This is a genomic window from Bacillus sp. WMMC1349 (assembly GCF_013155385.1).
Classification (GTDB): domain Bacteria; phylum Bacillota; class Bacilli; order Bacillales; family Bacillaceae; genus Bacillus.
In genome coordinates, this window is the sequence record NZ_JABJUQ010000007.1 from 1,824,065 (window position 1) to 1,847,987 (window position 23,923).

Genomic DNA, 23,923 nt, shown 5'->3' on the forward strand with positions numbered 1-23,923 from the left:
TTGGCTTTTTTGATAAAAAAACAATAAAAATCAAGGAAAAAGATAAATAATTAAAATTACCGAAATAAAGACTGTAAATATAAGGGGGGAGTCTAGAAAAAAATATTTAGCCGCTCTTCTAAATGGGAGGGCGTTTTTTTAAAAAAGAGCATTCTTTGATTTAATTGATATTTGAAATCTGAAATAAATTCCTTTGCAAGTCCGCAACATCGGTCAAATTGAAAAGAGGAATGAAGCGATCAGTATTGAGGGGTATGAAAGTTGAAGTTGACATGCTTTAATGACACTGAAATACAAAAGTCGCTTTAGCAGTGCCTTTTGAATGATTAGCACACATGGTACAGTAAATCATTCATAGTCATCACTGTGCGAATATCACCTGGCAAAAATGAGTCTTAGAAAAATGAAGCAACAGAGAACAGAGTTTAAAGTTATTTATCAAAATATGATCAAAGTAAATGTCTAACGTCCGTCAAATTGTGAAGCACGTCAATCGTTAGTTGTAAAAACGTTATCCGTTTTCCATACTAACCCATTCATTATATTTGAGTATTTCAGTTCGGGTACGCTCCAAACCATAGCGGTTCTCTACTTCTCTGATGCTTCAAGCTGATGATTTTACATCAGCTATCAAGGTGAAACAATTTTCACCCTCATAGCCAAGGCAAAAGCCCAGCAATTATAGATACTTATCAGCTGCTTCAAACTCAATTTCATAATGATGATTTGCTTTTTCAATTGCATTTGATAAGCGATTCGCCATTCTTTCAAGTTTTAATCCTTTAGATTGCATTTTCTCAGGATCAAACATTGCTTTACGATAGCTAATAATATCAGAATAAGATGATAATCTTTCAGTTTCTTTAGAACGGCCGTAACTTTTCAGTTTATTAGCCTCACCTCTAAGTTGTTGAGCTAGCTCTAACGCTTCTATAATAGACAATTCTGTTTCATCCCATACAACTTTAGCATTGAGGTTGGCTTCAGTTACTAATACGACCAGGTCTCGATAGTCTTTTCTAACCGTATCCAGCTCGGCTTTGATTTGATCTACAGTTTTTGTAGGCTTGATGTATTCTTCTCCTTTGTCAAACTCAACATATGCAACGCTATCGCGTTCTTGTAAGAGTTCTTGAATACGTTTAGAAATAGCATTTCTTAAAGGAAGAGCCTCGAATAGTGCGATTTTTGACATTTTACTATCGACTCCTTTATAGGATTATAGATTTGATGTTAATAGATTTTTTATAAGTTTCCAACTATTATACATTATAAATTAAAAAGGCACTTCCAATCTACTTAAGTCTCAAGACCTAAACGACCCACAACAACTAATTTTAAACATTAAAATTTTGATCGATTCACCCTATATTAACATCAGACAATAGCCAATTACCTGTCTAAATAAATATCGAAACTTTCTATTGTAGTTCAACCGAATAACTGTGGACATACATCAAAGCATTAACGAGTGTTAGAGGGAAGAGGTCAATAAAGCTTATATCGAGTTCAATATTCTTCATATCAATGCTTTTTTTAAACATCATTCAAAAAAATCTACACATATAATACTGGAGACGACACCTTTAAAAGCTCGCCATCTCTTATATAAAAACGGGGGATGCGACGGCTTAGTGTAGATACAACTTCATAGTTAATTGTGTCAAGCATTTCAGCAACTTCATCAACGGAAATCTCAGCTCCCTTTTGTCGCCCATAAATAACAACTTCATCTCCTTGTTTCCCACTACCTTCATCTAAACTAACCATGATTTGATCCATTGTCACTCTTCCTACCACAGGCACTCGTTTTCCGCGATGAAGAACAAACCCGCGATTAGAGAGCTCACGAGAATAACCATCAGCATAGCCGATCGGGAGGGTAGCAATGATTTCTCCAAGATCGGCTATGTATGTAGCGCCATAACTAATCGTCCTTGGTTCTGTTATCATCGTTTTTACATAAGCAATTCGCGCTTTCAGACTTAGTGCAGGTATAAGCTTAACGAGATTGAGTTGCTTTATATATTCTGAAGGATATAATCCATACATGCCTATGCCTAAACGAATCATATCTGCACTATATTCCGGAAAAGCGATCGTTGCAGCTGTGTTATTCATATGTACGGTAGGCAGTTCAATGCCTTGATTTTTTAGGTAGCGAAGAAAACTGATAAATTTATCGTGCTGTAGTCTGGTTAGTGTCGTATCTGGTTCATCAGCTGTTGAAAAATGTGTATAAATTCCATTCCATCTAAGGAATTTACTTGCCGTTAGTGATTCCACTATAGCTAAAAGCTCTTCTTCTCTGCGTACACCTAATCGTCCCATACCAGTATCGACATTAATATGAATTGCCAACCGGCTAGAATTTATTTCTTTTTCCAAGATCTTGTTAGCTTTTTTAATCCAATCTACCTGAAATGCTGATAACTCTATATTCCAAGCTGATGCCTCTTTCACACATTTAAGGGGTGTAAAACCAAGCACAAGGATAGGGGCTTTAATTCCTGCTTTTCGCAAAACGATTCCTTCCTCTAATCCAGCAACAGCAAGCTCACTAGCTCCGTGTTCCAGGGCATGGCGTGCCACTTCTACAGCTCCATGACCATAAGCGTTAGCTTTAACGACAGCCATAATTTTGCTCTTATTTGGAATGTGATGATGAAATGCTCGCAAATTTTTTTTTATTGCATCAAGGTTTACTTCTATCCAAACTTCTCGACAAAGCTTTGTCATCAACGATTCCTTCTTTCTTATAGAATAGTAATAGTATAAGATAAGACCACATTAGCCGTTCGATAAATTCCCTGGGTGTTCCCATCTTATTCAATTTAATCTTCAATCATTCAACACCTTTGATATGCGAGAGTTGATTGATATTGGCTGGGGTGAGCTTCTTCATTGTTAAAACCTTAATCAGTTTGGGTTGTTGGTCAGCTTCTTTAATCACCAAATAAAAACAACGCTTTCCTCAAACGGCAATACGCTCTTGCTAGCGGACAGGCAGATTCAGAAAAAGTTTGTAAAGGGAACAAAGTTGAGGGCTAGTATATATATGACAATAGAGTAGAACTTGAGGCTCTATTCAAAAGAAAAACACCCTGTCTTTTAGCATTTTGGGGTTCTTTCTCTTATCCTATTCTGTTTTATGGTCTAAAATTCAAAATGAAATTCAGAACTTGGTCGATCAACTTGTATAAATCCCAAAGAAGATGACAAGCCAACTAAATAAATATAATGAAAACCTTTAAAAACCAGTTTATCTTCTAATTTTTGTATTGATTTATTTGATCACCTGTATGATCCATTTTTGGGGTTAAGTCAACTGCTCGTTCCATTAGGAACCAAAACAAGTTAATTGAAAAGATTGTTTCAAAGTATCCATATTCTCACTTGACCACAATTAAATGCTCAACAAACAGATCTGATAAAGTCCATACGCTGTCTTAAAAGTCCTTTATCAACATGAATCAAGGGGAATTGCAAGACTCCTGCGGGAACAGCGAGCTAGGCGAGACCCAGCAGGAGTAAGGAATAGCTCAGAGGAGGTTCGCGGATCTCCCGCGGAAAGCGAGCATTCCGCGATTTTTATTCATCCACATCATTTTCAGGGCCCCCCTTTTTTACTTTGTTTTAGAAAGTTGAAATCATTTGTCTTTCTGCAGCTAATGCATCAGCTTTGGTTACATGAACAGTACCAAATGGATGGTTTGGAGGTGCATATATCGAGTAAAGTTTTAGGGGAACCCTGCCTGTGTTTGTAAGATTGTGCCACATTCCAGCAGGTATGATGATTGCTGTATCATCAGAGACGTTTCTTGCAAAATTTAACTGATGTTTGTTTTTGCCCATTCGAACTAATCCTTGACCTTGTTCAATACGTAAAAATTGATCAACATTTGGGTGCATTTCTAAGCCAATATCTTCACCGGCATTGATATTCATTAAAGTAACTTGCAAACGAGTTCCTGTCCATAAAGCAGTACGATATTTATTGTTTTGTTTTGTAGCTCGATTGATATCAATGACAAATGGTCTTGAACCATAATCTTTTCTATTTGCAGTACCATTAGATCTGGTTGCATGTCCTGACTCATAATAAACTGGTATATGAACATAGTACGGGCAGGGAAGATGCATATAATACATGTTCTCAATCCTTTCACAATGATTTACCAATTATTCTATGTATTGTGTTTAGGGAATGTGTCTAGATAGATGGTTTGGGAATTGAAAAACCATCACAAACATGACATCAAAAATTGCAACTTCCAAGCGAGTATCATGAAATAAGGGAGGCAAATTCTACGATGATTCATCAATTGAGACAGAAAAAAAACTTTAAGCTTATCCGTTCACTTCTTCACGATAAGCGCCATCCTATTCTTAACGGTATAATCGAAGGACATCATAATGGTCGTATTTATGTCGATCATTTGAGTAAGCCCAATTGTGCACTAGTCTGGGCAGAACAAGAAATTTTTTATCTATTAGGTGATCCTCAGCCCGATTTTGTTACTGAGCTTCCAACTTTTATTAAAGAAGTGATCGCCCCTGAGGCTGAGCGAATAAATGATCATTTTTTTCAGGTGGAACTATGGCCAGAGTCAAAATGGAGACAAATAGTTCAGGAACATTTGCAAATGTTTCTTCCAAAACTATATGAAAGGGTTACGTTTTCTTTTGATCCTGAACTTTACATAAAATCGCCAAAAATTTCGATACCCTCTCATGTGCAAGTTAAGCGTATCACTTTAGACATGCTGTCAGAACAAAGGTTTGAAGAAATCTTGGAAAGTGTTGTAGATTTTTGGGAATCACCTGACATGTTTATTAAAAAAGGATTTGGTTATGTAGTCATTGTCGAAGAAAAAGTGAGATCAAGTTGTGTATCTGTTTTTGCTACAGATACTGATGTTGAAATAGGGATTGATACATACAACTATTTTGACCGGGGGAAAGGCTATGCTCGATTAGCTGCGCGAGCGTTTCTCGATGAATGCCTCCGTCAAGGGCGAACGCCTCATTGGAGAACAGAGGATTTTCGGGTGCCATCAATTAAATTAGCAGAAAAAGTTGGCTTTACCAACCGACAGTATTATACTGCTTTTGTATTCTTGTACAATCGGTTAGATCATTTTGTTTTCAGTGCTTATCATCGATTAAGATACGGTGGAAATGTAACTGAAGCAAACAAATATATAAAGCGAGCCCAAGTTCTTGGAGAATTAGACAAACGGCATCATTTCCTTCTTTCATGTGGATATTCATTGGCTGGCAGGTCAAATCTTTCGTTAAAGCATCTGCAGCTCGCTCTAGATCTTGGTTGGAATGATATCTCTGATATTCGCTATTTTGTAGATTTGGTTCATCTGAGGAAGACAGACAAAGGACAAGCTCTTTTGGAAGAATTTGAAAAAGCTATTTTGTGATGAATAGAGCATTGTAGATCAAGAATTGTGAATCATCATCCGCTATCTTAAAGATAGGAGGTGTACTTCATGGAAACATGGGAATTGGTTCAAAAAACATTGTCACATATTGAAACTCATTTGTCAGAGGAATTGAAAATTAAAGAATTAGCGAATATCGCGTGTTTGTCACCATTTTATTATCAAAGGATTTTTAGTCGATTAGTTGGAAAGCCAGTTATGGAATATGTAAAGCTCAGACGTTTAGCAAAAGCAGCATCAATGCTAGAGAATACGGATCAAAAAATGATTGATATTGGATTTAACGTAGGTTTTGGACATCATGAAACATTTACACGTAGTTTTAAAGATGTATACACGATTACACCTGAAATGTATCGTAAACATCCAAGACCTTTATCACACTTTAATAAACCTGATCTTTCTTTAAAATATCGGTTGGTTGATGAAAAAGTGCCCCTTATCGCTGATGGAGTTGTATTGGAAGTCTATCGTAAATACTTAGAAAAAAGCCGGTTTTTTGCTGGACTATCAATTGAAACCCCGTTTTCAAATCATCCAAGCATTGATCACTTAGCTGAATTATGGCACGATTTCCATCTAAAAAAGAAAAAGGTTGATGTTTTCAAAAAAGAAGAAATTGGAGTTGGACGCCCGGGTCATCGTGAAGGGTATTTAAACTATTTTGTTGGTGCTGAAGTTGATCATTTAGAAGGACTGAAAGATTTCTCGGAATTTATACTATTTGAAGGGAATTACATTGTTTGTTATTTTGAAGCCGAAGACTTCTATCAATTAACAAGAGATGCTCTCGATAAAGCTGTTCATTATATGTATGGCACTTGGCTCCAAAAAAATCAAGTAATCGTAGAACCGTTTATGGTTGAAATTTATTGTGAAAATGAACCTGAAACATCTTCTATGGAACTATGGTTTAAACAGCAAAAGGATGAATGACCGTGTGGGATCAAGTCTTTGATGAAAGTTGTCAACCTACATTTGAAGATATCACAACATATGTAAATCATGATTTATGGGATGAATGTCATCGGTTTATTGACAATCATTATAAAATTTCACCGAAATTGGAGTATAGTAAGTGTTCATTACAAAAAGGATGGAATGTAAAGTATAAAAAAGTGGAAAATCGCTATGTACATTATATCCAATGAAAGGATATTTCATCGTACTGGTTGTGATTGGTACAAAAGAAAAGCATGAAGCTGATATGATCGTGCAAACCTGTACACCATATATTCAGGAACTATACAAGAAAACACCTTCTTCACATCTTGGACAATGGCTGATGATTGAGGTTAAAAACAGGTCAGTTTTAGAAGATGTATTTCAACTCATTCAAATTCGCGTAAAAAAATCCTAGGCCCATAAAAAGTGGTCTGAGGATTTTTTTGTTCGCCCTATTGTCCACCTTTGAAAAATTCCTATCGTCAACCACACTTTCGAGTTGAATTTCAATGCATATATTATATTGATTAATAAGAAAAAGAAGGTGATCTAATTGACTAAAGATAAACGGTTAGTTTTTGTCCATATCCCAAAAACAGCTGGTTCTTCATTAAATCTATTTATTTATCAAAATTATAGTCGAGACGAGTGCATTTTGGTGAGTAACCCAAATGAAACACCACAAATAAATGAGCACATAAAATGTATACTAGGACATAATCTTTACGGTCAACACCAAGAATTAGGACCTTGTCATTACATTACCATGTTTCGTGACCCGATTAACCGCGTTATCTCAAATTATTTTTATCTCAAAGAGGTTTTACATTACAATCATTTAGGGAGCTTAGAAGAATTTGCCCAATCAGCTGAACGATCCAATTTGCAAACACGCTTTGTTACTGGTGGTGAAGCAAATCTTGAGCAGGCGATCATCAATTTGGATCATTTTACTTTTTATGGTGTCACAGAGGTGTTTCAACCATCTTTATTTTTATTAAAAGAAATAATGGGCTGGAAAAATATGAATTGTCCAAAAGTGAATGTAAACAAGAAAAAACCAACAAAAGAATTAATCCCTCAGGAAACGATTAAAAAAATTGAACAGGCAAATCAGCTAGATATACAACTATATCAAGTGGTAAAGAAAAATTTCGATAATCGTTTACAGTCATTGGATCACAATATGAAAATCGAACTTCAGAAATGGACAGACTAGACCATTAAAAAGTGTTAGGCACCCTTTTCACTGAATATAATGCTAAATATAATTCTGAGTGAAAGAGGGTGCCTCTTCACATGAATGCTGAATTAATGGAAAGAGATATGTTGAATATCATTAGAAATGGCCTAGAAACATCACAGTTTCCTAAACATATCGTTATCGTTGGTGCTGGACTGGCTGGGCTTACGGCAGGATCCTTGTTAAAGGATGCTGGTCACAAAGTGACCATTTTAGAAGGGAATAATAGAATAGGAGGACGTGTTTACACTCCGCGATTTCCTTTTAGTCATGGGTTGCACTTCAATGCTGGACCAATGCGCATTCCAGAAAACCACTTTTTAACTTTAGCATATATTAAAAAGTTTAAGTTACCTATTCATCTATTTATTAATCGTACTCCACAGGATATCATGTATGTAAATGGCATTAAAACACGTCTCGAAAGTTTTGAAAGAAATCCGAGTATTTTAAAATATCCAGTAGCCCCTCATGAACAAGGAAAAACGGCTGAAGAACTGTTGAATACCGTCTTTGATCCGATCTTCAATTTTATCAAACAAAATCCGGAAACAAATTGGAAGATTGTAGAGTATCAATTTAGAAATCAATCGTTAAGATCGTTTTTATACTCTCATTTTTCAACCGGTGCAATTGATATGATGGGTGTCCTTCTCGATATGGAGGCTTATATGGGGATGTCTCTTATTGAAGTACTGCGAGAATCAATCTTTTTTACATCAACAACCCGTTTTTATGAGATAACAGGCGGCATGGACCGTTTGCCACATGCATTTCTTCCACAATTAAATGAAAATATTCGTTTGTGTAAAAAAATGGATAAAATCTCTCAGTTTCAAAACAATGTCACAATCCATTGTATGGATCAACAAACTGGGCAGCGTTGTTCAGTAACGGGTGATCTTGCGATTGTGACGATCCCTTTTACAACTTTGCGATTTGTAAAAATTGAACCATATCATACTTTTTCTTACTATAAACGCAAAGCAATTCGTGAACTCAACTATACGGCTGCAACAAAAATCGGTATCGAGTTTAAGAGCAGATTTTGGGAAAGGAAGGGGCAGTTTGGCGGGCGACTAATAACAGACTTGCCAATCCGTTTTACATACTATCCTAGTTATGGAATAGGGGCAGGAGGACCTGCTGTCATTTTAGCAAGCTATACATGGGCAGATGATGCGTTGACATGGGATGGTCTTTCAGAGGGAGAACGTATTCATTATGCTTTGAAGGATTTGTCAGAAATATATGGGAATCAGGTTTATTCTGAATTTGTCAGAGGAGTTCCTTTTAGCTGGAGCCAAAATCCTTATTCAATTGGAGCTTTTACCGTTTTCGAACCAGGGCAGGAATTAGAACTATATCCTTATATTCCTACACCTGAAGGGAGGATACATTTTGCAGGAGAACATACTTCACTTACTCATGGATGGATGCAAGGTGCAATAGAGTCAGGGATAAGAGCGGCATATGAAGTAAATCAAAAAAGTTTTATCCCGCTATAAATAGTCCTAAAAAATCAATTGTGAAAGTTAAAAAAGTCCTATAAACTATAATTAAAACTAATTTTTTAGGAGATGGGATTATGTTTAATGAAAGAGATGCATTACGCTTAAGGCTTGAGCAACTAAATCATACTGAGATTACCGTCATACGAGAATTTCAAAAAGAACGAAATCAAATTTATGCAAAACTGCGTGAATTAGATGGAGCAAATCAACTTCCTTCAGTAAACAAAAAGTCATCGTTGATTGAATTAGCCAGTGCAACTGCGCAAAAATTTAAAGAAGTCAATAAACATCCTGAAACGGAAAAGCCTTCTTTCATGATAAATACAAAACAAATTCACAGATCAAAAACTTCTATTCATCGAGAGGCGGCTTTAAAAGTATTGAATACATACAAGGAGGGGATTAGAGGCACAGACCTTCGGGTCGAGATTGAAAAAGAAACAGGCATTCCAATTATGAATATGACAACTTTTATGCAAGGCTTGATGAAGCACCATCCAGACGTGAAAAAACCTGATCGTGGTCGCTATATGTTAAGTAAAGAACAAGAGCTGATTTCCGAAAAGTCCTTTAAATAAAGGACTTTTCCCCTTTAAAAAATTTTTAAGGTGATGTTTGATATGAAACCAATGATTTCTGATCAACTGACAAAAGCCATACACGAAAAAATCATTACTGATTTATGCATACATGCTTTAGAAACAAAAATGGGTAAAGACGATTCTAGTCAAAACATGCAGCTTATTAATGATTTTGAAGAGAAACTAAAAAAACTTTTTTTGCTTAGAAAACAACTCAATGATTACCTTAGAAAAGAACATGTGAAAATCCAAGATGTTGTGGTGTGTGATGATATGTTTGTTGAATATCCTTACTATATTAAAACGGAAGAAGGAGGAATTAAGCAGGGTATCTCTAGGTATTGGAAAGCCGCTTTGAAGCTCCATATGAAAAGAAAGTTAGAAGAATTTGAATAGATGGATAATTCAAAAAGTGAACAGTGCCGAACAGCTCAAAAAGACTAATCCCCGAATCATCCTCTCTACCTATCAGTTCTCATTTTGTGTCCATTGTATGGAAATGTAATCTCTTTGGTTTATTGGAAAATAGTTGTATTTCCTCATTCTTCTATGAAAAAAATTCGTTATGCTTGTTTTACAAGAAGGGAGGGAGTTAAGTGAAATAGCTGTCAATGTTTGTCTAGTAGATCATTTGATTTTCGAAAAATGGCAATTTAATTGGGAGGGTATAAAATGAAAAAAATGTTAGCTTTCATTACAGCCTTGGTGATTAGTTTATCTTGTCTTCCATATTTGGCAGAAGCTAAAGAAACGAAACAAATGGACACTGCTGTTAAATCGTTGCCATCTACGTCATTGCCATCACATGTTAATCAACCACTAAAATTTGAAAGCAAAAAATTCAAAACGTCAGCTATTAACCTTAATATCAACCTTGACCTTCTAGGAATTGGAAATCAAATTAGAGATTCTATCGTACAAAGCGCTAACCGCAGCGGCTTCGTCAAAAATTGCATGGAATCAGCTTTTTATGCTGCAGGACAAAGATATAATGTCATGGTTTTTAACTTAAGTCAAAATTATCAAAATAGATTAAAAGGAGTCAAATTCTACGGATCTGCTAACTATCATGGCGTCATTTATGGAATCTGGGTGTTTGAAGACGGAGAGTTCACAAACCAAGGAGATGGCGGCTGGATTAACTGGGCTTTTAAAGGGTGGTTTAACCGAAATGGCAAACATGTTACATTCCGTAAACCTTAAGTAGTAGCGATCGTTGAAGGTGTGCAGGTAAACTGTACACCTTTTTTGTTCGCCCGGCATGGGCGAACTCTAACGGGTGAAAGTCCCGAGTGCGACCTGGTAGCGGAAGCATATAGCCAAAAGCAACTGTGGAATCGGAAGGAAGCTTAAGGCAAAATCTGGTCTGACGGACAGAAATCATATAAGAGGCAACGTATGTGGATAAGGATGCAAAAGAATCTGAAGTCCACATACGGGATATATATGGCAGACAGTGCGGGAAAGCGCTGGACCGCTGACAACATCAGTGCAACTGGGTAATTCACTGGTTTTTCCAGCTAATTTAAATGCTGATCCTAAGGACGCGAAACAACCAAATCAAAGATGTCTGTCTTGGCTAATTTGAAGAGTTGAACGTTGTCGTTCTAACTATCTTCCCACGGAATTTAGAGAAAAAAGGTTTCAAGAGGGAATGAGAATGCCACAGGGCAACGGGCGAAAGGGCACAGCCACAACCTTTTGCCATTAAGTCCAGCACCTCCATATATACACGATACACTGCCTTTGATTAAAAAAGCATGCACCACCACCTCATTTTTAGAAATATTGCCCCTGATCATAATTTGAATGAATGGTGAATAGCCATAGTGAAGGAAGAATGTTTGATTAGGGGGAGTCATATTGAAAACATATAAAGAAACAGCTATCTTCGAACATACATTTTGGTTGCAGGTTTTGGGTGATCATGCGCGTTTTATTCTCGATTCTTTAGCCGAAAAAGAGAAGGAAGATATTCAGAAAGCAAAACAGTTTAAACAGATTTTCGATGCATTACTTAAAAAAGTGAATTCCTCAGATGAATTGTTTTCAATAACAATGGAAGTTGAAGAATACGTTCTGGCCTTGAGAAAATTTAAACTTTCTCTCATTAAAAGACATTTAGTAGGTGATATTACAATTCATCTTTCACCAACCTTTATCAATCATATGGTCAATGAACTTGAGGAATATTTGCTCGTGATCAAATATTTAAAAAAACAGGAGGTTCCGCCTGTTTTCCATGAATTGCATCATCATATGTTATGGCTTATGGATGCAGCCGGACATGCGGGAGCGATTGCCGATAATTTGGACGCTGTTGAAAAGCGATTGAAAAAAACGAGCAAAGGATTTGCAAAACATTTTGAACAGTTTTATTTAAAATCGGTTGAACTGACAGGTTACCTTAGAGCCAATTTAGAATCATTTCCTGCTCTCAGAAAAATGAATAAGGATGTTAAGTTAGAAATTGAATTGTTTAGGACATTTCTAAATGAAGTAGAAGAATTAGAACTGACAGATCAAATGCTTAGTACATTTTCAGCACTGATGGCAGATCATATGATGAGGGAAGAGTGTTATTATTTAATGAAAATCGCAGAATCAACAAATACGGAAATGCCAACATGTAACCCTGCAAAACCAAGATTGCAAGTAAATAAAAAATAGATTTTTTCATACCTTTGACCTTGTCTGGTGAAAAAGTTAACATGTAATCAGCAGAACGGGGTATGGAGGTATCAAGGTGAAAAAAGATGATAAACATGCGATTTCCATGATCAGTTATTATAAGGTTGAGCGTACTATAGATTTGAACCAGCAACAATATCAAAAAAAACAGTACGACCTTTACTTATATCAAGACATCATCATAACAGCAACCCATCGATTTCAATTAGAACATGTCACTGATATATCGTACAGACCGCTCTCGACAACCGGATTGCTTTATCTTCATACAAATCAAGGGGTGTACCCATATGAAATATGCAGTGATCCGGAGCATTTTATTCAAGAATATCAAAAACTAAAATGATACCGGGATGAAATACAATGAACAAGGCAGATGATATGTAAGATATTGAATCTGTCTTTTTAGTATGCTTTTTATCAAAAAATGAAACTTTCAAGTTCATATGAACGTAAAATAAATAAAAGTAAAGGAGGGGTGATCAGTGAAAGTGATGATTGGTTCAGTCATATTGCTCATCATAATAGGTTTTGGGGTATGGCTGATGTTAAGCCCGCTTTTTGAAAGAATCGGTAACGGAGCACGAAAAATAAAAAAAACACTGGAGGATGATCAAGATGATGAATGAAAAACAAAAAAAACCAAAAAACAAAGCGCTTCTTGGTGGAATGATTGTTGCTGTTGCACTTATTATCGGAGGATTGCTGGCTGCGTTTTTTATTGAAAAAATTCCAAATGGCTATGTTGGTGTCGTGTACTCACCAAATGGTGGGGTTAAATCAGAAACGCTAGATCAGGGCTGGCATCTTGTCGGACTATTTGATAAAGTAACAAAGTATCCTGTACGTATGCAGACAGTCAGTAATCAAAATATTCAAGTGGCAACATCTGACGGTAAAAATATTTCAATGGATATTGCTTATAACTATGTTGTTCAACCTGACAAAGTTGTTGAGTTGTTTAATAAATTTGGTGCGGTAGATGTTAATTCTATTGAAAACAGCTATTTAAAAACAAGGTTATGGGATGCAGCGAGAAAATCGATATCGAAATATTCAGTTATCGATACATACGGTCAAAAATCATCCGAGGCTGCAGCAGAAGTGCAAAAAACGTTTGCTGATGATATGAAGAGGCTTGGGTTTGTAATCGATGATTTAACACTTGGGGTTCCAAAGCCTGACAAAGCAACTCAAAAAGCAATTGATACTCGTGTCAAATCATCGCAAGAATTAGAAAGAAAACAAACAGAGCTTAAAATTGCCAAGGCTGAAGCCAAAAAGAAAAAAATTGAAGCCGAAGGAATTGCCAAATACAATGAAATTATTAAAAAATCAATGTCAGATGAGATGATTCAATATCAATGGATTCAAAAATGGGATGGGAAAATGCCTAAGGCTACCGGTTCCAATTCATTAGTACAGTTACCGAAAGATGACAAGTAGGTGTAGAGCTTTGTCCTGCACTGTCCCGCACATTAACTTTTTCTATTGAAAAAATCTCATTTTATTCATATCATTTGAATAAGGGTAAGAGGAGTGGATAAGATGAGCCAATATGATCAGCAATACAATACACTGATTAACAAAATTATTCAACATGGCATTTCAGACGAAAAAGATCAAGTAAGGACACGGTGGGAGTCAGATGGAACACCGGCACATACCGTAAGTATCATCAGTCAAAAAATGCAATTTGATAACACGGAAATCCCGATTTTAACAACAAAAAAAGTGGCCTGGAAAACAGCTATAAAAGAATTGCTGTGGATTTGGCAACTTAAGTCTAACAATGTTGAAAAACTTAATGATATGGGAGTTCATATTTGGGACCAATGGAAGCGCAATGATGGTACGATCGGTTCAGCGTACGGCTACCAATTGGGAAAGAAAAACAGAACATTAAATGGACAAAAAGTCGATCAGGTGGACTATTTACTTGATCAATTAAAGCATAATCCTTCATCACGCAGACACATTACAATGTTATGGAACCCGGATGAATTAGATGAAATGGCACTGACACCTTGTGTATATGAAACACAATGGTATGTGAAAGAAGGAAAATTATCTCTTGAAGTGAGAGCTAGAAGCAATGATATGGCATTGGGCAATCCGTTTAACGTGTTTCAATATAATGTTTTGCAGCGTATAATAGCCCAAGTTTTAAATTATGAACTAGGTGATTACATTTTCAATATAGGAGATTGCCACGTTTACACCCGTCATATCGATAATTTAAAGATTCAGCTTGAGCGAGAGCAATATGAAGCTCCACAGCTGTGGATCAATCCAGAGATTAAAAATTTCTATGACTTCACGATTGATGACTTTAAACTTATTCATTATAAACATGGGGACAAACTGACTTTTGAAGTGGCAGTGTGAAAGAAGATAACAGGCAGTGATTCTGCCTGTTTTTTGATTATTACTCCATTTATCAAAGTCTCACTTCTTATGATCCGAAAAACTACTGAATGTTAATGCCTGCTTGTTTAAATGGCTCTAATACTTGCGGCTCACACATTGAAATGTAATCAACTGTTTTTAAATTTTTAAGATGCTGAAATCCTTCAACAGATCCAACATCAAATAAACGGTCCTCACCATCCCAATCCGGCTTTAAGATATGATAAATTTCATTCCCTCCATCAAAGCAAAGGTATTCAATTTTTTGCAAATCACTCATTTCCAAAGTCAACGCTTCTAAATATTCCTTGATTTTATGAATGGGTCCAGCCCCAGTATGCCACTCAAAATGATTGGAATACTTTTGTATTAAGTCTGTCAATTCCTCTAGAAATCGCGGCTCTTTATCTAATAAAGATTCGATGACGACTAATTTAAAATTAAAATCTTTAAACATTCCACTTTTGTTCCTCCAATGATATGGTGTCATATGTTTTTCATAGTAATGTTGGCTTTGATTATAACTTTACGATTAAAAAGTTTCCTTAATTCAACTTTTTTGTTGACTACCAAACTGACATAAGAGATAATGGTTTTGTAAGCTTATCAGCAATTCCTTTTTTCAGGTTCATACCTCTAAATGAGAGTGGATATGAACCTGTTTTTTGTTTTTTTGAAAAATAAAAGACCGCCACTTATGGCAGCCTTAGATGATTAATGAACAGTTCTGAAAACCCCAATCACTTTTCCAAGGATTTTCACGTTTTGCAAAATAATAGGGTCCATTGTTGGATTTTCCGGTTGGAGTCGTATATGCGTCGCTTCTTTGAAGAAACGTTTGACGGTCGCTTCATCGTCTTCAGTCATTGCAACAACGATATCTCCGTTATTTGCCGTATTCTGTTGTTTGACGATCACATAGTCTTGATCAAGTATCCCCGCATCTATCATGCTTTCTCCCATAATCTCAAGCATAAATATCTGTTCATCAGGTGGAACCAAGCGATCAGGTAGAGGAAAGTATTCTTCGATATTTTCAACAGCGGTAATTGGTATTCCAGCCGTTACTTTTCCGATGACAGGCACATTGACCACATGGTTTTTCGGAATATGTATCTCTTCTTCTGCATCCAGTATTTCGATTGCTCTCGGCTTTGTTGGGTCTCGTCTAATCAATCCCTTTGTTTCAAGTCTTGCCAAGTGGCCGTGTACGGTTGAACTTGAGGCAAGGCCGACCGCTTCACCAATTTCTCTTACAGATGGCGGATAACCTTTGCGCTTGACTTCTTCTTTTATGAAACGCAAAATATCAAGTTGCCTTTTTGATAGTTTCGTCATGTTCTGCACCTCAAAACGTCGATTTTAGGTAGATTATAGCATGTTTTTCCTCAAAGTACAAACATAGGTTCGAAAAAAGTGTTTGACAGAAACGTTTGTTCGCATTTATACTGATGACACAAAAGGCGAACAAATATTCTGTTTGAGGTGATGAAAATGAAAAATGAATCGATAATTTTCGTTGTTGTGTTTACTGTTGTGATTAGTTTTTCTGTTCTATTTTTGTCATTTGCCACTAAGATCGAGGAAAGCAAACAATATGTTAAAATAGAAGTTCAAGAAGGGGATACTTTGTGGGAACTGGCAGATTGCATTGAAGGTTTGAGAGGGACAGATAGGGAGAAATTCGTGGAGTGGGTTGCTGATCACAACAATTTATCCACATCTGTCATTAAACCTGGTGATGTTTTGATCCTTCCAGTAACTAAACAGCATTTTAATCAAGACCAGCTGGCAGTTGTAGAATAAGTAGAATATGGGGGATTTCTATGAATGCGATTATATACACGAGAGTGAGTACAACGAAGGAACAGCAGGAAACCTCCTTGAAGCGGCAGGAAGCTGAACTTACATCTCTTGCTAACGAATATGGAATGACAATTGTTAAAGTTATTTCTGAACAAGCGAGCGGATATGATATGGATCGCGATGGTGTTTTCGATCTTCTTGCAGAAATTAAGAACTCTGCTGTTGATATGGTTTTAATTCAGGATGATACACGTCTTGGTAGAGGAAATGCGAAAATTGCTCTGCTTCACTGTTTATATAAAGAAGGGGTCCAAATTTATACGTTGTCTCATAGAGGAAAACTCGAGCTTTCAGAAGCGGATTCAATGGTTTTGGAGATCGTCAGCATTGTTGAAGAATACCAACGGAAAATACACAACTTAAAAATAAAAAGAGGAATGAAAAAAGCGGTGGAGAACGGCTATCGGCCGGAAAAGAATTTAAAGAACCGCCATGAAGGATCAGGTAGAGGGAGAATTGAAGCGCCCCTTTCCGAAATCATTAGGTTGCGAGAAAATAAACTAACTTTTGCAGAAATTGCTGCTGTATTAAGAGGATTTGGGTACAGCATCTCGAAAGCGACTGTTCACCGGCGCTATCAGGAGTTTAAAGAGAGTACACAAGAGTTGTCAAACGGAAATGGATTTAGTAGTATGAGTGATAAACAAAATTAAAGGAGTTTATGATGATTTCTAAAGAAAAAATAGCCAGAATTAATGAACTTGCCAGAAAATCAAAAACCGGTTCTCTGACAGATCAAGAAAAAGCTGAACAGCAGAAGCTTCGCCAAGAATATTTAAAGGGTGTCCGTACATCTATGAAAAACACACTAAAAAACGTGACAATCGTAGATCCTGAAGGTAATGATGTAACCCCTGAAAAACTAAAAAAAGAAAAAACAAACCGCGGTTTACATTAATTTTTAAGGAATACTCAATATTGTATTCCTTTTTGTATAGACTACTGTTAAAGGTTTGTCAAATATTCATCACTTTTTATCTAGCTTGTTAGGTTGAAAAGCTTGTGAAAACTGTTGGGGAGATTTATGATAAGTATGTAGTAAAGTACATATTGGAAGGTGATTTATGATGAAAACAATTGAGTTGAAATCTGTCGCAACAATTAGGACGCTATCCATAGACGCTATTGAAAAAGCGAAATCAGGTCATCCAGGTATGCCGATGGGGGCTGCTCCAATGGCTTATGCGCTTTGGACAAAACTGATGAATGTCAATCCAGAAAATCCAAATTGGTTTAATAGAGACCGCTTCGTATTATCTGCAGGACACGGTTCTATGCTTTTGTATAGCATGCTTCATTTAAGCGGTTACGACTTGTCAATGAATGACTTGAAGAATTTCCGTCAATGGGGAAGTCAAACACCAGGCCATCCTGAATATGGACATACTCCAGGGATAGATGCTACGACTGGTCCGCTTGGACAAGGAATTGCAATGTCTGTCGGAATGGCGCTGGCAGAACGCCACCTGGCTGAAACTTACAACCGAGATCAATATCGTGTTGTTGACCATTATACTTATAGTATTTGCGGTGACGGAGATTTAATGGAAGGGATATCATCTGAAGCTGCTTCACTTGCCGGACATTTAAAACTTGGTCGTCTTATTGTCCTTTATGATTCTAATGACATCTCTCTTGATGGTGAGTTAGACCGTTCATTCTCCGAAAATGTTCAAAAACGTTTTGAAGCAATGAACTGGGAAGTCTTATATGTAGAAGATGGAAATAATATTAATGAAATCACGGCTGCAATTGAAAAAGCGAAACAAAATGAGAATCAGCCAACATTAATTGAAGTCAAGACGACAATCGGTTATGGCTCTCCAAATCGCGCAGGAACTTCCGGCGTTCATGGAGCTCCTCTTGGTGAAGAAGAGGCCAAGTTGACAAAAGAAGCTTATGAATGGACTTATGAAGAAGATTTTTATGTTCCTGCTGAAGTGTATGAACATTTTAATGAAACAGTTAAGGAAGCGGGTAAGCGAAAGGAACAGGAATGGAATGAGTTGTTTTCCGCGTATAAACAAGCTTATCCAGATTTGGCACAACAACTGGAGTTAGGTATAAAAGGAGAGCTTCCGGCTGGTTGGGATCAAGAAATTCCGGTTTATGAAACAGGCAGCAGTCTTGCTTCCCGTGCTTCTTCAGGAGAAGTTCTAAACGGAATTGCTAAACAAGTTCCATTTTTCTTTGGTGGATCTGCCGATTTAGCAGGTTCTAATAAAACGACAATCAAAGACGGCGGTGATTTCTCGGCAAAAGACTACACCGGTCGCAATATCTGGTTTGGTGTCCGGGAATTTGCAATGGGTGCGGCATTGAATGGAATGGCTCTGCATGGAGGTCTTCGAGTATTTGCAGGTACATTCTTTGTCTTCTCAGATTATTTAAGACCTGCAATACGCCTCGCGGCTTTAATGGGGCTTCCTGTCACATATGTATTTACCCATGACAGTATTGCGGTTGGAGAAGACGGACCGACACATGAACCAATTGAGCAGCTTGCATCACTTCGCGCACTTCCAAATCTGTCTGTCATAAGACCTGCCGATGGAAACGAGACAGCAGCAGCTTGGAAACTTGCTGTACAATCTAAAAATCAGCCGACAGCCTTGGTATTGACACGTCAAAATTTACCAACGATTGATCAACCTGTCACTGCTGCATATGAAGGTGTAGAAAAAGGGGCATATGTTGTGTCCAAGAGTCAGAATGATAAGCCGGCGGCAATTTTACTTGCGAGCGGATCAGAGGTAGGGCTTGCAATTGATGCACAAAGTCTGCTGCTCAAAGAAGGTATTGATGTATCAGTGGTCAGTGTTCCTTCTTGGGACCGTTTTGAGAAGCAGTCCGCCGAGTATAAAGAAGCTGTTCTTCCTGCAGATGTGAAAAAACGTCTTGCGATTGAGATGGGTTCACCACTTGGATGGGACAGATATACAGGCACTTATGGTGATATTCTTGCAATCGATCAATTCGGTGCATCTGCTCCAGGTGAAAAGATTATGGAAGAGTATGGTTTTACCGCTGCAAATGTCACTGAGCGGGTTAAAAATCTCTTAAATCAATAAGGTAATTTCATTGAGGAGGGAATGATGTGATATCATTCCTTCTTTTCTCTGTTTTCGACAAAATTAGTTCCTTCTCTTATCATCAACAGACAATTATTTTGTTCACCCTTTTGTATAATAGAAGACATATATTCACTAAAATGTTTACAGAAGGGGATGAGAAGTAGTTGGAGCGTCATTATTATACGTATCTAATAGAAGAGGAATTTGCCAGTCACTATTTTGGAAGGGAAGTCGCGGTGTTTAAGCTTTTTTATGATTATCATTGGACAAACCTTGATCATAAGAAATCTCAGTTGGCAGCCAAACAAATAGAATATATTACTAAGCCGATTCCGATTTCTGACATACACAAAAGACTGAAAATGAATCTTAGTCGGGAAGAATATCGACAGGTGGATTGTATATACAAATTGATGGTTCCGAAAGGCAGTGTTTCTTTTATTATAAAAGATCGCTATATTGAAATTTTGGCAAAAGGCCCCTTTGAAGCAGAAACCGTATTTTTTGAAATATTGCGTAAAGTCAGCCCGTGTTTTCTAGCTATGGATTTTGGTATGGAACGATATGGTTGGTTAAACCCCGTGAAAGAAAGAAATTTTGTCTAAAAGAAAGAATTTGGGCTGTTTATGTTGTATAATAGCTTTTGGTTTAGTACACTTTATACGAGACAACATGAAGGAGGAAATTAAATGGATTTATGGGTTGTCATCCTAGTGGGCATAATCGCTTTGCTCGCAGGTGTAGCGCTTGGATTTTTTATTGCTCGCAAATATATGATGAATTATTTGAAAAAAAATCCGCCGATTAATGAACAAATGTTACGAATGATGATGATGCAGATGGGTATGAAACCATCGCAGAAGAAAATTAATCAAATGATGAAAGCCATGGAAAATCAAACGAAATAATTAAAATTCTGACATAGAAGAAACATGGTTAAAATAAAAAACCCGCTTTCTGGGTTTTTTATTTTGATTTATGGTGATTGCGTGCTACCGAGAGATAACTTTTGGTATTCTAAGAGAAGATTATCTAGCTGCTGGCTATGTTGAATGGTGATATGAGAAGTCATGCCATTTGTCATGATAATATTCACCAGTTCTTTTCTTTTTTCTTCAATTTCATGAAGCAGGTTTTCTTTCGTCACCGGAATTTATCCTTTCTCCTGTAAAAATCTTTTAATGATACTTACTAGTTAGTGCTATTATATCCATATATGGTTTTCTTTTCAATTATACAAGTGAATAGTAAAGGTTGTTAAAATAGATTATATAAAGGAATTCGAAGGAAAAAAATCTTTTTTGGTGATATGTTAGGAAATTGAAATATAAATGTCACAGCAGACGAATTCTGTAAAAAGGAATCACCGTTGTCAGCAATTCATCCTGAAAGGTTGGATCAAAAAAACGGATGCTACATATAGATCTTACCTTTCAAGATATTATTGTTCGATTTTCTGTTTTCTTTCACGAATTTGAATATGACGAATACCTTTTCGTTTTGTTGCATTTTTTGTTACAATAGAGTTTATTCACTGTAAAAATTGACAGTTGTTTTGGAGGGGAGCATGACAAGGGTTTTAATTGTTGATGATGCGAGATTTTTGAGAGATAAAATGAGAGAAATACTTGAATCAGAAAATTTTCAAATCGTAGGGGAAGCCGGAAATGGTGAAGAAGCCGTTTTGCTATATCAAGAGCTGAAACCTGACTTAGTGATTATGGATATTACGATGCCTGTCAAAAACGGTATTGAAGCTTTAAAAGACATGATTCAAATTGAACCGAAAGCAAAAGTGATCATGTGTACGGCAATGCGCCAACAGAGAATTGTCGTAGAGGCAATTGAAGCGGGAGCGAAGGACTTTATTGTCAAGCCCTTTGAAGGGGAAAAAGTGATTGAAGCAATCCGTCTTGTTTTGGGAAACTCATAATTGGTTTTTTTATCCGTGATGGCGTATAGTAACAATTAGAGAAAATTTGCTAAAACATAGGGGTGATATGTATGATGGTTGTGGTTTCATCGATATTTGCAGTGTTGATGGCTATCATTGTCATGGCAATCAGAATAAAGTCGTCTGATAAACCGGCCACAGCAAGAAAAATTATACTGCCTCCGATCTTTATGAGCACAGGAGCTCTTATGTTTCTATCTCCAATGTTTCATGTGACCTTGGCAGAATTTTTTGAAGCGATCTCTGTCGGAATGATTTTTTCAATTTTCCTGATTAAAACTTCAAAATTTGAAATTAGGGAAGATAAAATTTACATGAAGCGCTCAAAAGCTTTTGTGTTTATTTTAATTGCTTTGCTCGTCATTCGGATCGGATTGAAAAGCATTTTAAGTACATCGATTGATTATGGTGCTTTGAGCGGAATGTTTTGGATTCTCGCTTTTGGAATGATTGTTCCTTGGCGGATTGCTATGTATTTATCTTTTAAAAAGCTGTCAAGTCAGCTTGAAACATCGAACAATATACAGAATCAATTAACATAAAACCTTTCCTGAAGATTTGGAAAGGTTTTATCATTTAAAGAGCGTTTGATATGGGGTGTAATCAATATCTTTTTCTTTTAAGTGTTTCATTAAGAAGCGATGGTCTTTTTTTGGTGTAGCCATAATATAGCCTCTGATGATTAGGTCTTCATTAATAGAATGGCTGTCCTCTTTTAAAGCAAGCTCACCAATTTTTCCAGCAATTTTTGCTTTAGCAGTATCACGAAACAACTCAGGAACTGGCATTACAAGTTCATTTAGTAGTTTTTTATCATCTTCTTTCCACAAATGTCTTGTTTGTTGAATATAGTAATTCTGCCAGTCAAGTTCTGACCATCCATCTTCTTTAGGAAGACGTTTCAAAAATTTGCGAAACATAAAAAATCCACCGATCGATAAGAAGACGATCATCATGACAATCCACAAAAGCATCAGCCATAAAATCCATCCTTCTAGCATCTCTCATCCTCCTTTGTCTATATTTTATTTTACATGAACGTGTTTTAGAAGAACATAGAAAAAGAAGTATAATTTGGTGAAGATGCCTGTTCAAAACCATATTCCCGAGCATAATCTATTGAATAGCCACTCTTATTCCAAGGCCATGGAGAGTTGCTAGAGGATATTTGACGGGTGAACGGAAAAAAACCTTGTCTGGGTATTTGAACTCAGACAAGGTTTTCTTTTTACAAAAGAAAATTGAAAGAAAAAGAAGGTTCTTCATGATTTGCATCATTATTTGTTTCTTTGCTGATTTTAATGGCAAGTATTTGATTTTGATATTCGGTTTCAATTTGCTTATCATTTAGAAAAAAAGGAAGCAACAGCGTTTTTTTATATAGCTGTTCTGAAGTTTTAACAGCCAGAGTAAAATCATGATCTAAAAAAGTCATGGAAAGCTGTTGTCCATCTATTTTAGCTAAATCTGCTTCAATTATATATTCTGTACTTGTTTCGTACAAATCAATTGGAATTGTTTCATCATAAAGGATGAAAGGATCATCAACAAACTGTTTTATCCATTCATCATCAAATTCAGTAAAATCAAACTGGTCAGCATTTTTCATCGAGGCATACCTCCATACTTATGCTTTTGATAAGTTATGCGGGCTCTTATTTACTTGTGAAATGATGAAGACCAGCTCGGATCATGAAACGATTACAAATCATGGTGGGCGTTTTTCTTTTGTCTTGTATGGTTTCGATTTTTTACTTTTTTGCTTCCGCTCAGCGGCTCAGGTTGACCTGGTTGATCTCCTTTTGGTGCATTTTTACGTATGTCTTTACCATCATTTTTGTTTGTCAATGTTTTTAGACCTCCTGACTATTCAATTATTGATTGGTTTTTCGCGTTTTATTGTTTTGACGTTCGGCTTCAGTTAGGATGTGCTGATCATTTTCAATATATCCAGCTCCATTCCCTTGTCGTTTGGCATTATTCATTCCGTTTATGACATGATTTGCTTTTCGTTTTGCCAATGTGATCACCTCATGTCGTAGTATATCCCAGCATAAACTGTCGTATAAAAAAATGTATTTCCAGTAAAATAACTTTTTACATACATAAGCCATTCTTATAGAATTTAATAAAAACATTGATATTTACTTATGTTTAAAATTGATTTAAGATTGAATTGTGAGAAAAGTG

General features: G+C 36.5%; 30 protein-coding genes and 1 pseudogene. 21 read left to right on the forward strand and 10 right to left on the reverse strand.

The annotated features are described in order from the left end of the window. Window positions 1-679: 679 nt before the first annotated feature. The 3 genes from HOO54_RS11715 to HOO54_RS11725 form a co-directional block, all read right to left on the reverse strand. Window positions 680-1,195 carry a hypothetical protein gene (locus HOO54_RS11715; protein ID WP_172295413.1) on the reverse strand — a complete coding sequence of 172 codons (516 nt, stop codon included), beginning with the start codon at window positions 1,193-1,195 and terminating at the stop codon, window positions 680-682. Window positions 1,196-1,557: 362 nt separating this feature from the next. Further along, on the reverse strand, window positions 1,558-2,739 hold the full coding sequence (gene alr, locus HOO54_RS11720) for an alanine racemase (protein ID WP_172295415.1): 1,182 nt from the start codon (window positions 2,737-2,739) through the stop codon (window positions 1,558-1,560). 897 nt (window positions 2,740-3,636) lie between these two features. After that, the gene (locus tag HOO54_RS11725; RefSeq protein ID WP_172295417.1) at window positions 3,637-4,152 is read right to left on the reverse strand and encodes a cupin domain-containing protein; all 516 of its coding nucleotides are present in this window, start codon (window positions 4,150-4,152) and stop codon (window positions 3,637-3,639) included. A gap of 161 nt (window positions 4,153-4,313) precedes the next feature. Between HOO54_RS11725 and HOO54_RS11730 the strand changes: the two genes are divergently transcribed. The 13 genes and pseudogenes from HOO54_RS11730 (at window position 4,314) to HOO54_RS11790 (ending at window position 14,818) form a co-directional block, all read left to right on the forward strand. Beyond that, a complete protein-coding gene (locus HOO54_RS11730; RefSeq protein WP_172295419.1) occupies window positions 4,314-5,435 on the forward strand; it encodes a GNAT family N-acetyltransferase in 1,122 nt (373 codons plus the stop codon). Window positions 5,436-5,504: 69 nt separating this feature from the next. Continuing rightward, window positions 5,505-6,392 carry an AraC family transcriptional regulator gene (locus HOO54_RS11735; RefSeq protein ID WP_172295421.1) on the forward strand — a complete coding sequence of 296 codons (888 nt, stop codon included), beginning with the start codon at window positions 5,505-5,507 and terminating at the stop codon, window positions 6,390-6,392. Further along, a pseudogene (locus HOO54_RS24735) lies at window positions 6,389-6,816 on the forward strand (DUF3788 domain-containing protein). Before HOO54_RS11735 ends, HOO54_RS24735 begins: the two are co-directional and overlap by 4 nt. Window positions 6,817-6,954: 138 nt before the next feature. Beyond that, the gene (locus HOO54_RS11745; protein WP_172295423.1) at window positions 6,955-7,620 is read left to right on the forward strand and encodes a sulfotransferase family 2 domain-containing protein; all 666 of its coding nucleotides are present in this window, start codon (window positions 6,955-6,957) and stop codon (window positions 7,618-7,620) included. A gap of 95 nt (window positions 7,621-7,715) precedes the next feature. Beyond that, a complete protein-coding gene (locus tag HOO54_RS11750; protein WP_253907785.1) occupies window positions 7,716-9,152 on the forward strand; it encodes a flavin monoamine oxidase family protein in 1,437 nt (478 codons plus the stop codon). A gap of 80 nt (window positions 9,153-9,232) precedes the next feature. Further along, window positions 9,233-9,736: a Rok-like winged helix domain-containing protein gene (locus tag HOO54_RS11755; protein ID WP_172295427.1), complete on the forward strand. Its 504-nt coding sequence runs from the start codon at window positions 9,233-9,235 to the stop codon at window positions 9,734-9,736. Window positions 9,737-9,778: 42 nt separating this feature from the next. Next, window positions 9,779-10,135 carry a hypothetical protein gene (locus tag HOO54_RS11760; RefSeq protein WP_172295429.1) on the forward strand — a complete coding sequence of 119 codons (357 nt, stop codon included), beginning with the start codon at window positions 9,779-9,781 and terminating at the stop codon, window positions 10,133-10,135. Window positions 10,136-10,411: 276 nt separating this feature from the next. Further along, window positions 10,412-10,942, forward strand: coding sequence for a stress response protein YvgO (locus HOO54_RS11765; RefSeq protein ID WP_172295431.1), 531 nt, complete (start codon window positions 10,412-10,414; stop codon window positions 10,940-10,942). A gap of 660 nt (window positions 10,943-11,602) precedes the next feature. Beyond that, the gene (locus tag HOO54_RS11770; protein WP_172295433.1) at window positions 11,603-12,409 is read left to right on the forward strand and encodes a DUF2935 domain-containing protein; all 807 of its coding nucleotides are present in this window, start codon (window positions 11,603-11,605) and stop codon (window positions 12,407-12,409) included. A gap of 76 nt (window positions 12,410-12,485) precedes the next feature. Then, window positions 12,486-12,776: a hypothetical protein gene (locus HOO54_RS11775; protein WP_309244871.1), complete on the forward strand. Its 291-nt coding sequence runs from the start codon at window positions 12,486-12,488 to the stop codon at window positions 12,774-12,776. 139 nt (window positions 12,777-12,915) lie between these two features. Beyond that, window positions 12,916-13,059, forward strand: coding sequence for a hypothetical protein (locus HOO54_RS11780; RefSeq protein ID WP_172295435.1), 144 nt, complete (start codon window positions 12,916-12,918; stop codon window positions 13,057-13,059). Continuing rightward, window positions 13,052-13,876, forward strand: a complete 825-nt coding sequence (locus tag HOO54_RS11785; protein ID WP_172295437.1) for a prohibitin family protein — start codon at window positions 13,052-13,054, stop codon at window positions 13,874-13,876. Before HOO54_RS11780 ends, HOO54_RS11785 begins: the two co-directional genes overlap by 8 nt. Window positions 13,877-13,978: 102 nt before the next feature. Next, entirely contained in the window at window positions 13,979-14,818 is an 840-nt protein-coding gene (locus HOO54_RS11790) for a thymidylate synthase (protein WP_172295439.1), read from the forward strand. An 82-nt stretch (window positions 14,819-14,900) separates the two neighbouring features. On the opposite strand, the gene HOO54_RS11795 is transcribed toward HOO54_RS11790, so the two are convergent. Together HOO54_RS11795 and lexA are read right to left on the reverse strand one after the other, a co-directional pair. After that, window positions 14,901-15,329 (reverse strand): DUF6892 domain-containing protein, encoded by a 429-nt coding sequence (locus HOO54_RS11795; RefSeq protein WP_172295441.1) that lies wholly within the window; start codon window positions 15,327-15,329, stop codon window positions 14,901-14,903. Window positions 15,330-15,553: 224 nt separating this feature from the next. Further along, on the reverse strand, window positions 15,554-16,177 hold the full coding sequence (gene lexA, locus HOO54_RS11800; RefSeq protein WP_172295443.1) for a transcriptional repressor LexA: 624 nt from the start codon (window positions 16,175-16,177) through the stop codon (window positions 15,554-15,556). A gap of 156 nt (window positions 16,178-16,333) precedes the next feature. On the opposite strand from lexA, the gene yneA reads away from it, so the two are divergent. The 6 genes from yneA to HOO54_RS11830 all read left to right on the forward strand — a co-directional run bounded on the left by yneA (window position 16,334) and on the right by HOO54_RS11830 (window position 20,687). Then, a complete protein-coding gene (yneA, locus tag HOO54_RS11805) occupies window positions 16,334-16,645 on the forward strand; it encodes a cell division suppressor protein YneA (RefSeq protein ID WP_172295445.1) in 312 nt (103 codons plus the stop codon). Window positions 16,646-16,665: 20 nt separating this feature from the next. Beyond that, a complete protein-coding gene (locus HOO54_RS11810) occupies window positions 16,666-17,358 on the forward strand; it encodes a YneB family resolvase-like protein (protein WP_172295447.1) in 693 nt (230 codons plus the stop codon). Between the two features lie 11 nt (window positions 17,359-17,369). Next, window positions 17,370-17,603 carry a DUF896 domain-containing protein gene (locus HOO54_RS11815; RefSeq protein ID WP_172295449.1) on the forward strand — a complete coding sequence of 78 codons (234 nt, stop codon included), beginning with the start codon at window positions 17,370-17,372 and terminating at the stop codon, window positions 17,601-17,603. Between the two features lie 169 nt (window positions 17,604-17,772). After that, window positions 17,773-19,776: a transketolase gene (gene tkt, locus HOO54_RS11820; protein WP_172299513.1), complete on the forward strand. Its 2,004-nt coding sequence runs from the start codon at window positions 17,773-17,775 to the stop codon at window positions 19,774-19,776. A 167-nt stretch (window positions 19,777-19,943) separates the two neighbouring features. After that, window positions 19,944-20,384: a sporulation inhibitor of replication protein SirA gene (gene sirA / locus HOO54_RS11825; protein WP_172295451.1), complete on the forward strand. Its 441-nt coding sequence runs from the start codon at window positions 19,944-19,946 to the stop codon at window positions 20,382-20,384. Between the two features lie 84 nt (window positions 20,385-20,468). Then, window positions 20,469-20,687: a YneF family protein gene (locus HOO54_RS11830; protein WP_172295453.1), complete on the forward strand. Its 219-nt coding sequence runs from the start codon at window positions 20,469-20,471 to the stop codon at window positions 20,685-20,687. Window positions 20,688-20,755: 68 nt separating this feature from the next. Here the strand turns inward: HOO54_RS11830 and HOO54_RS11835 are convergent, their stop codons facing one another. Continuing rightward, the gene (locus tag HOO54_RS11835; RefSeq protein ID WP_172295455.1) at window positions 20,756-20,926 is read right to left on the reverse strand and encodes an aspartyl-phosphate phosphatase Spo0E family protein; all 171 of its coding nucleotides are present in this window, start codon (window positions 20,924-20,926) and stop codon (window positions 20,756-20,758) included. Window positions 20,927-21,346: 420 nt separating this feature from the next. Here HOO54_RS11835 and HOO54_RS11840 point away from each other — a divergent pair, with 420 nt between their 5' ends. Beyond that, complete coding sequence (locus tag HOO54_RS11840; RefSeq protein WP_172295457.1) at window positions 21,347-21,712, forward strand: response regulator; 366 nt, start codon at window positions 21,347-21,349, stop codon at window positions 21,710-21,712. 62 nt (window positions 21,713-21,774) lie between these two features. Further along, complete coding sequence (locus HOO54_RS11845; protein WP_172295459.1) at window positions 21,775-22,275, forward strand: CcdC family protein; 501 nt, start codon at window positions 21,775-21,777, stop codon at window positions 22,273-22,275. A gap of 30 nt (window positions 22,276-22,305) precedes the next feature. On the opposite strand, the gene HOO54_RS11850 is transcribed toward HOO54_RS11845, so the two are convergent. The 4 genes from HOO54_RS11850 to sspO form a co-directional block, all read right to left on the reverse strand. After that, window positions 22,306-22,734 (reverse strand): DUF2621 family protein, encoded by a 429-nt coding sequence (locus HOO54_RS11850; RefSeq protein ID WP_172295461.1) that lies wholly within the window; start codon window positions 22,732-22,734, stop codon window positions 22,306-22,308. 227 nt (window positions 22,735-22,961) lie between these two features. Continuing rightward, window positions 22,962-23,342: an Hsp20/alpha crystallin family protein gene (locus tag HOO54_RS11855; protein ID WP_172295463.1), complete on the reverse strand. Its 381-nt coding sequence runs from the start codon at window positions 23,340-23,342 to the stop codon at window positions 22,962-22,964. Window positions 23,343-23,434: 92 nt separating this feature from the next. Beyond that, window positions 23,435-23,581, reverse strand: coding sequence for a small acid-soluble spore protein P (locus tag HOO54_RS11860; protein ID WP_172295465.1), 147 nt, complete (start codon window positions 23,579-23,581; stop codon window positions 23,435-23,437). A gap of 26 nt (window positions 23,582-23,607) precedes the next feature. Beyond that, complete coding sequence (gene sspO, locus HOO54_RS11865) at window positions 23,608-23,754, reverse strand: small acid-soluble spore protein O (protein WP_172295467.1); 147 nt, start codon at window positions 23,752-23,754, stop codon at window positions 23,608-23,610. Window positions 23,755-23,923: the final 169 nt, after the last annotated feature.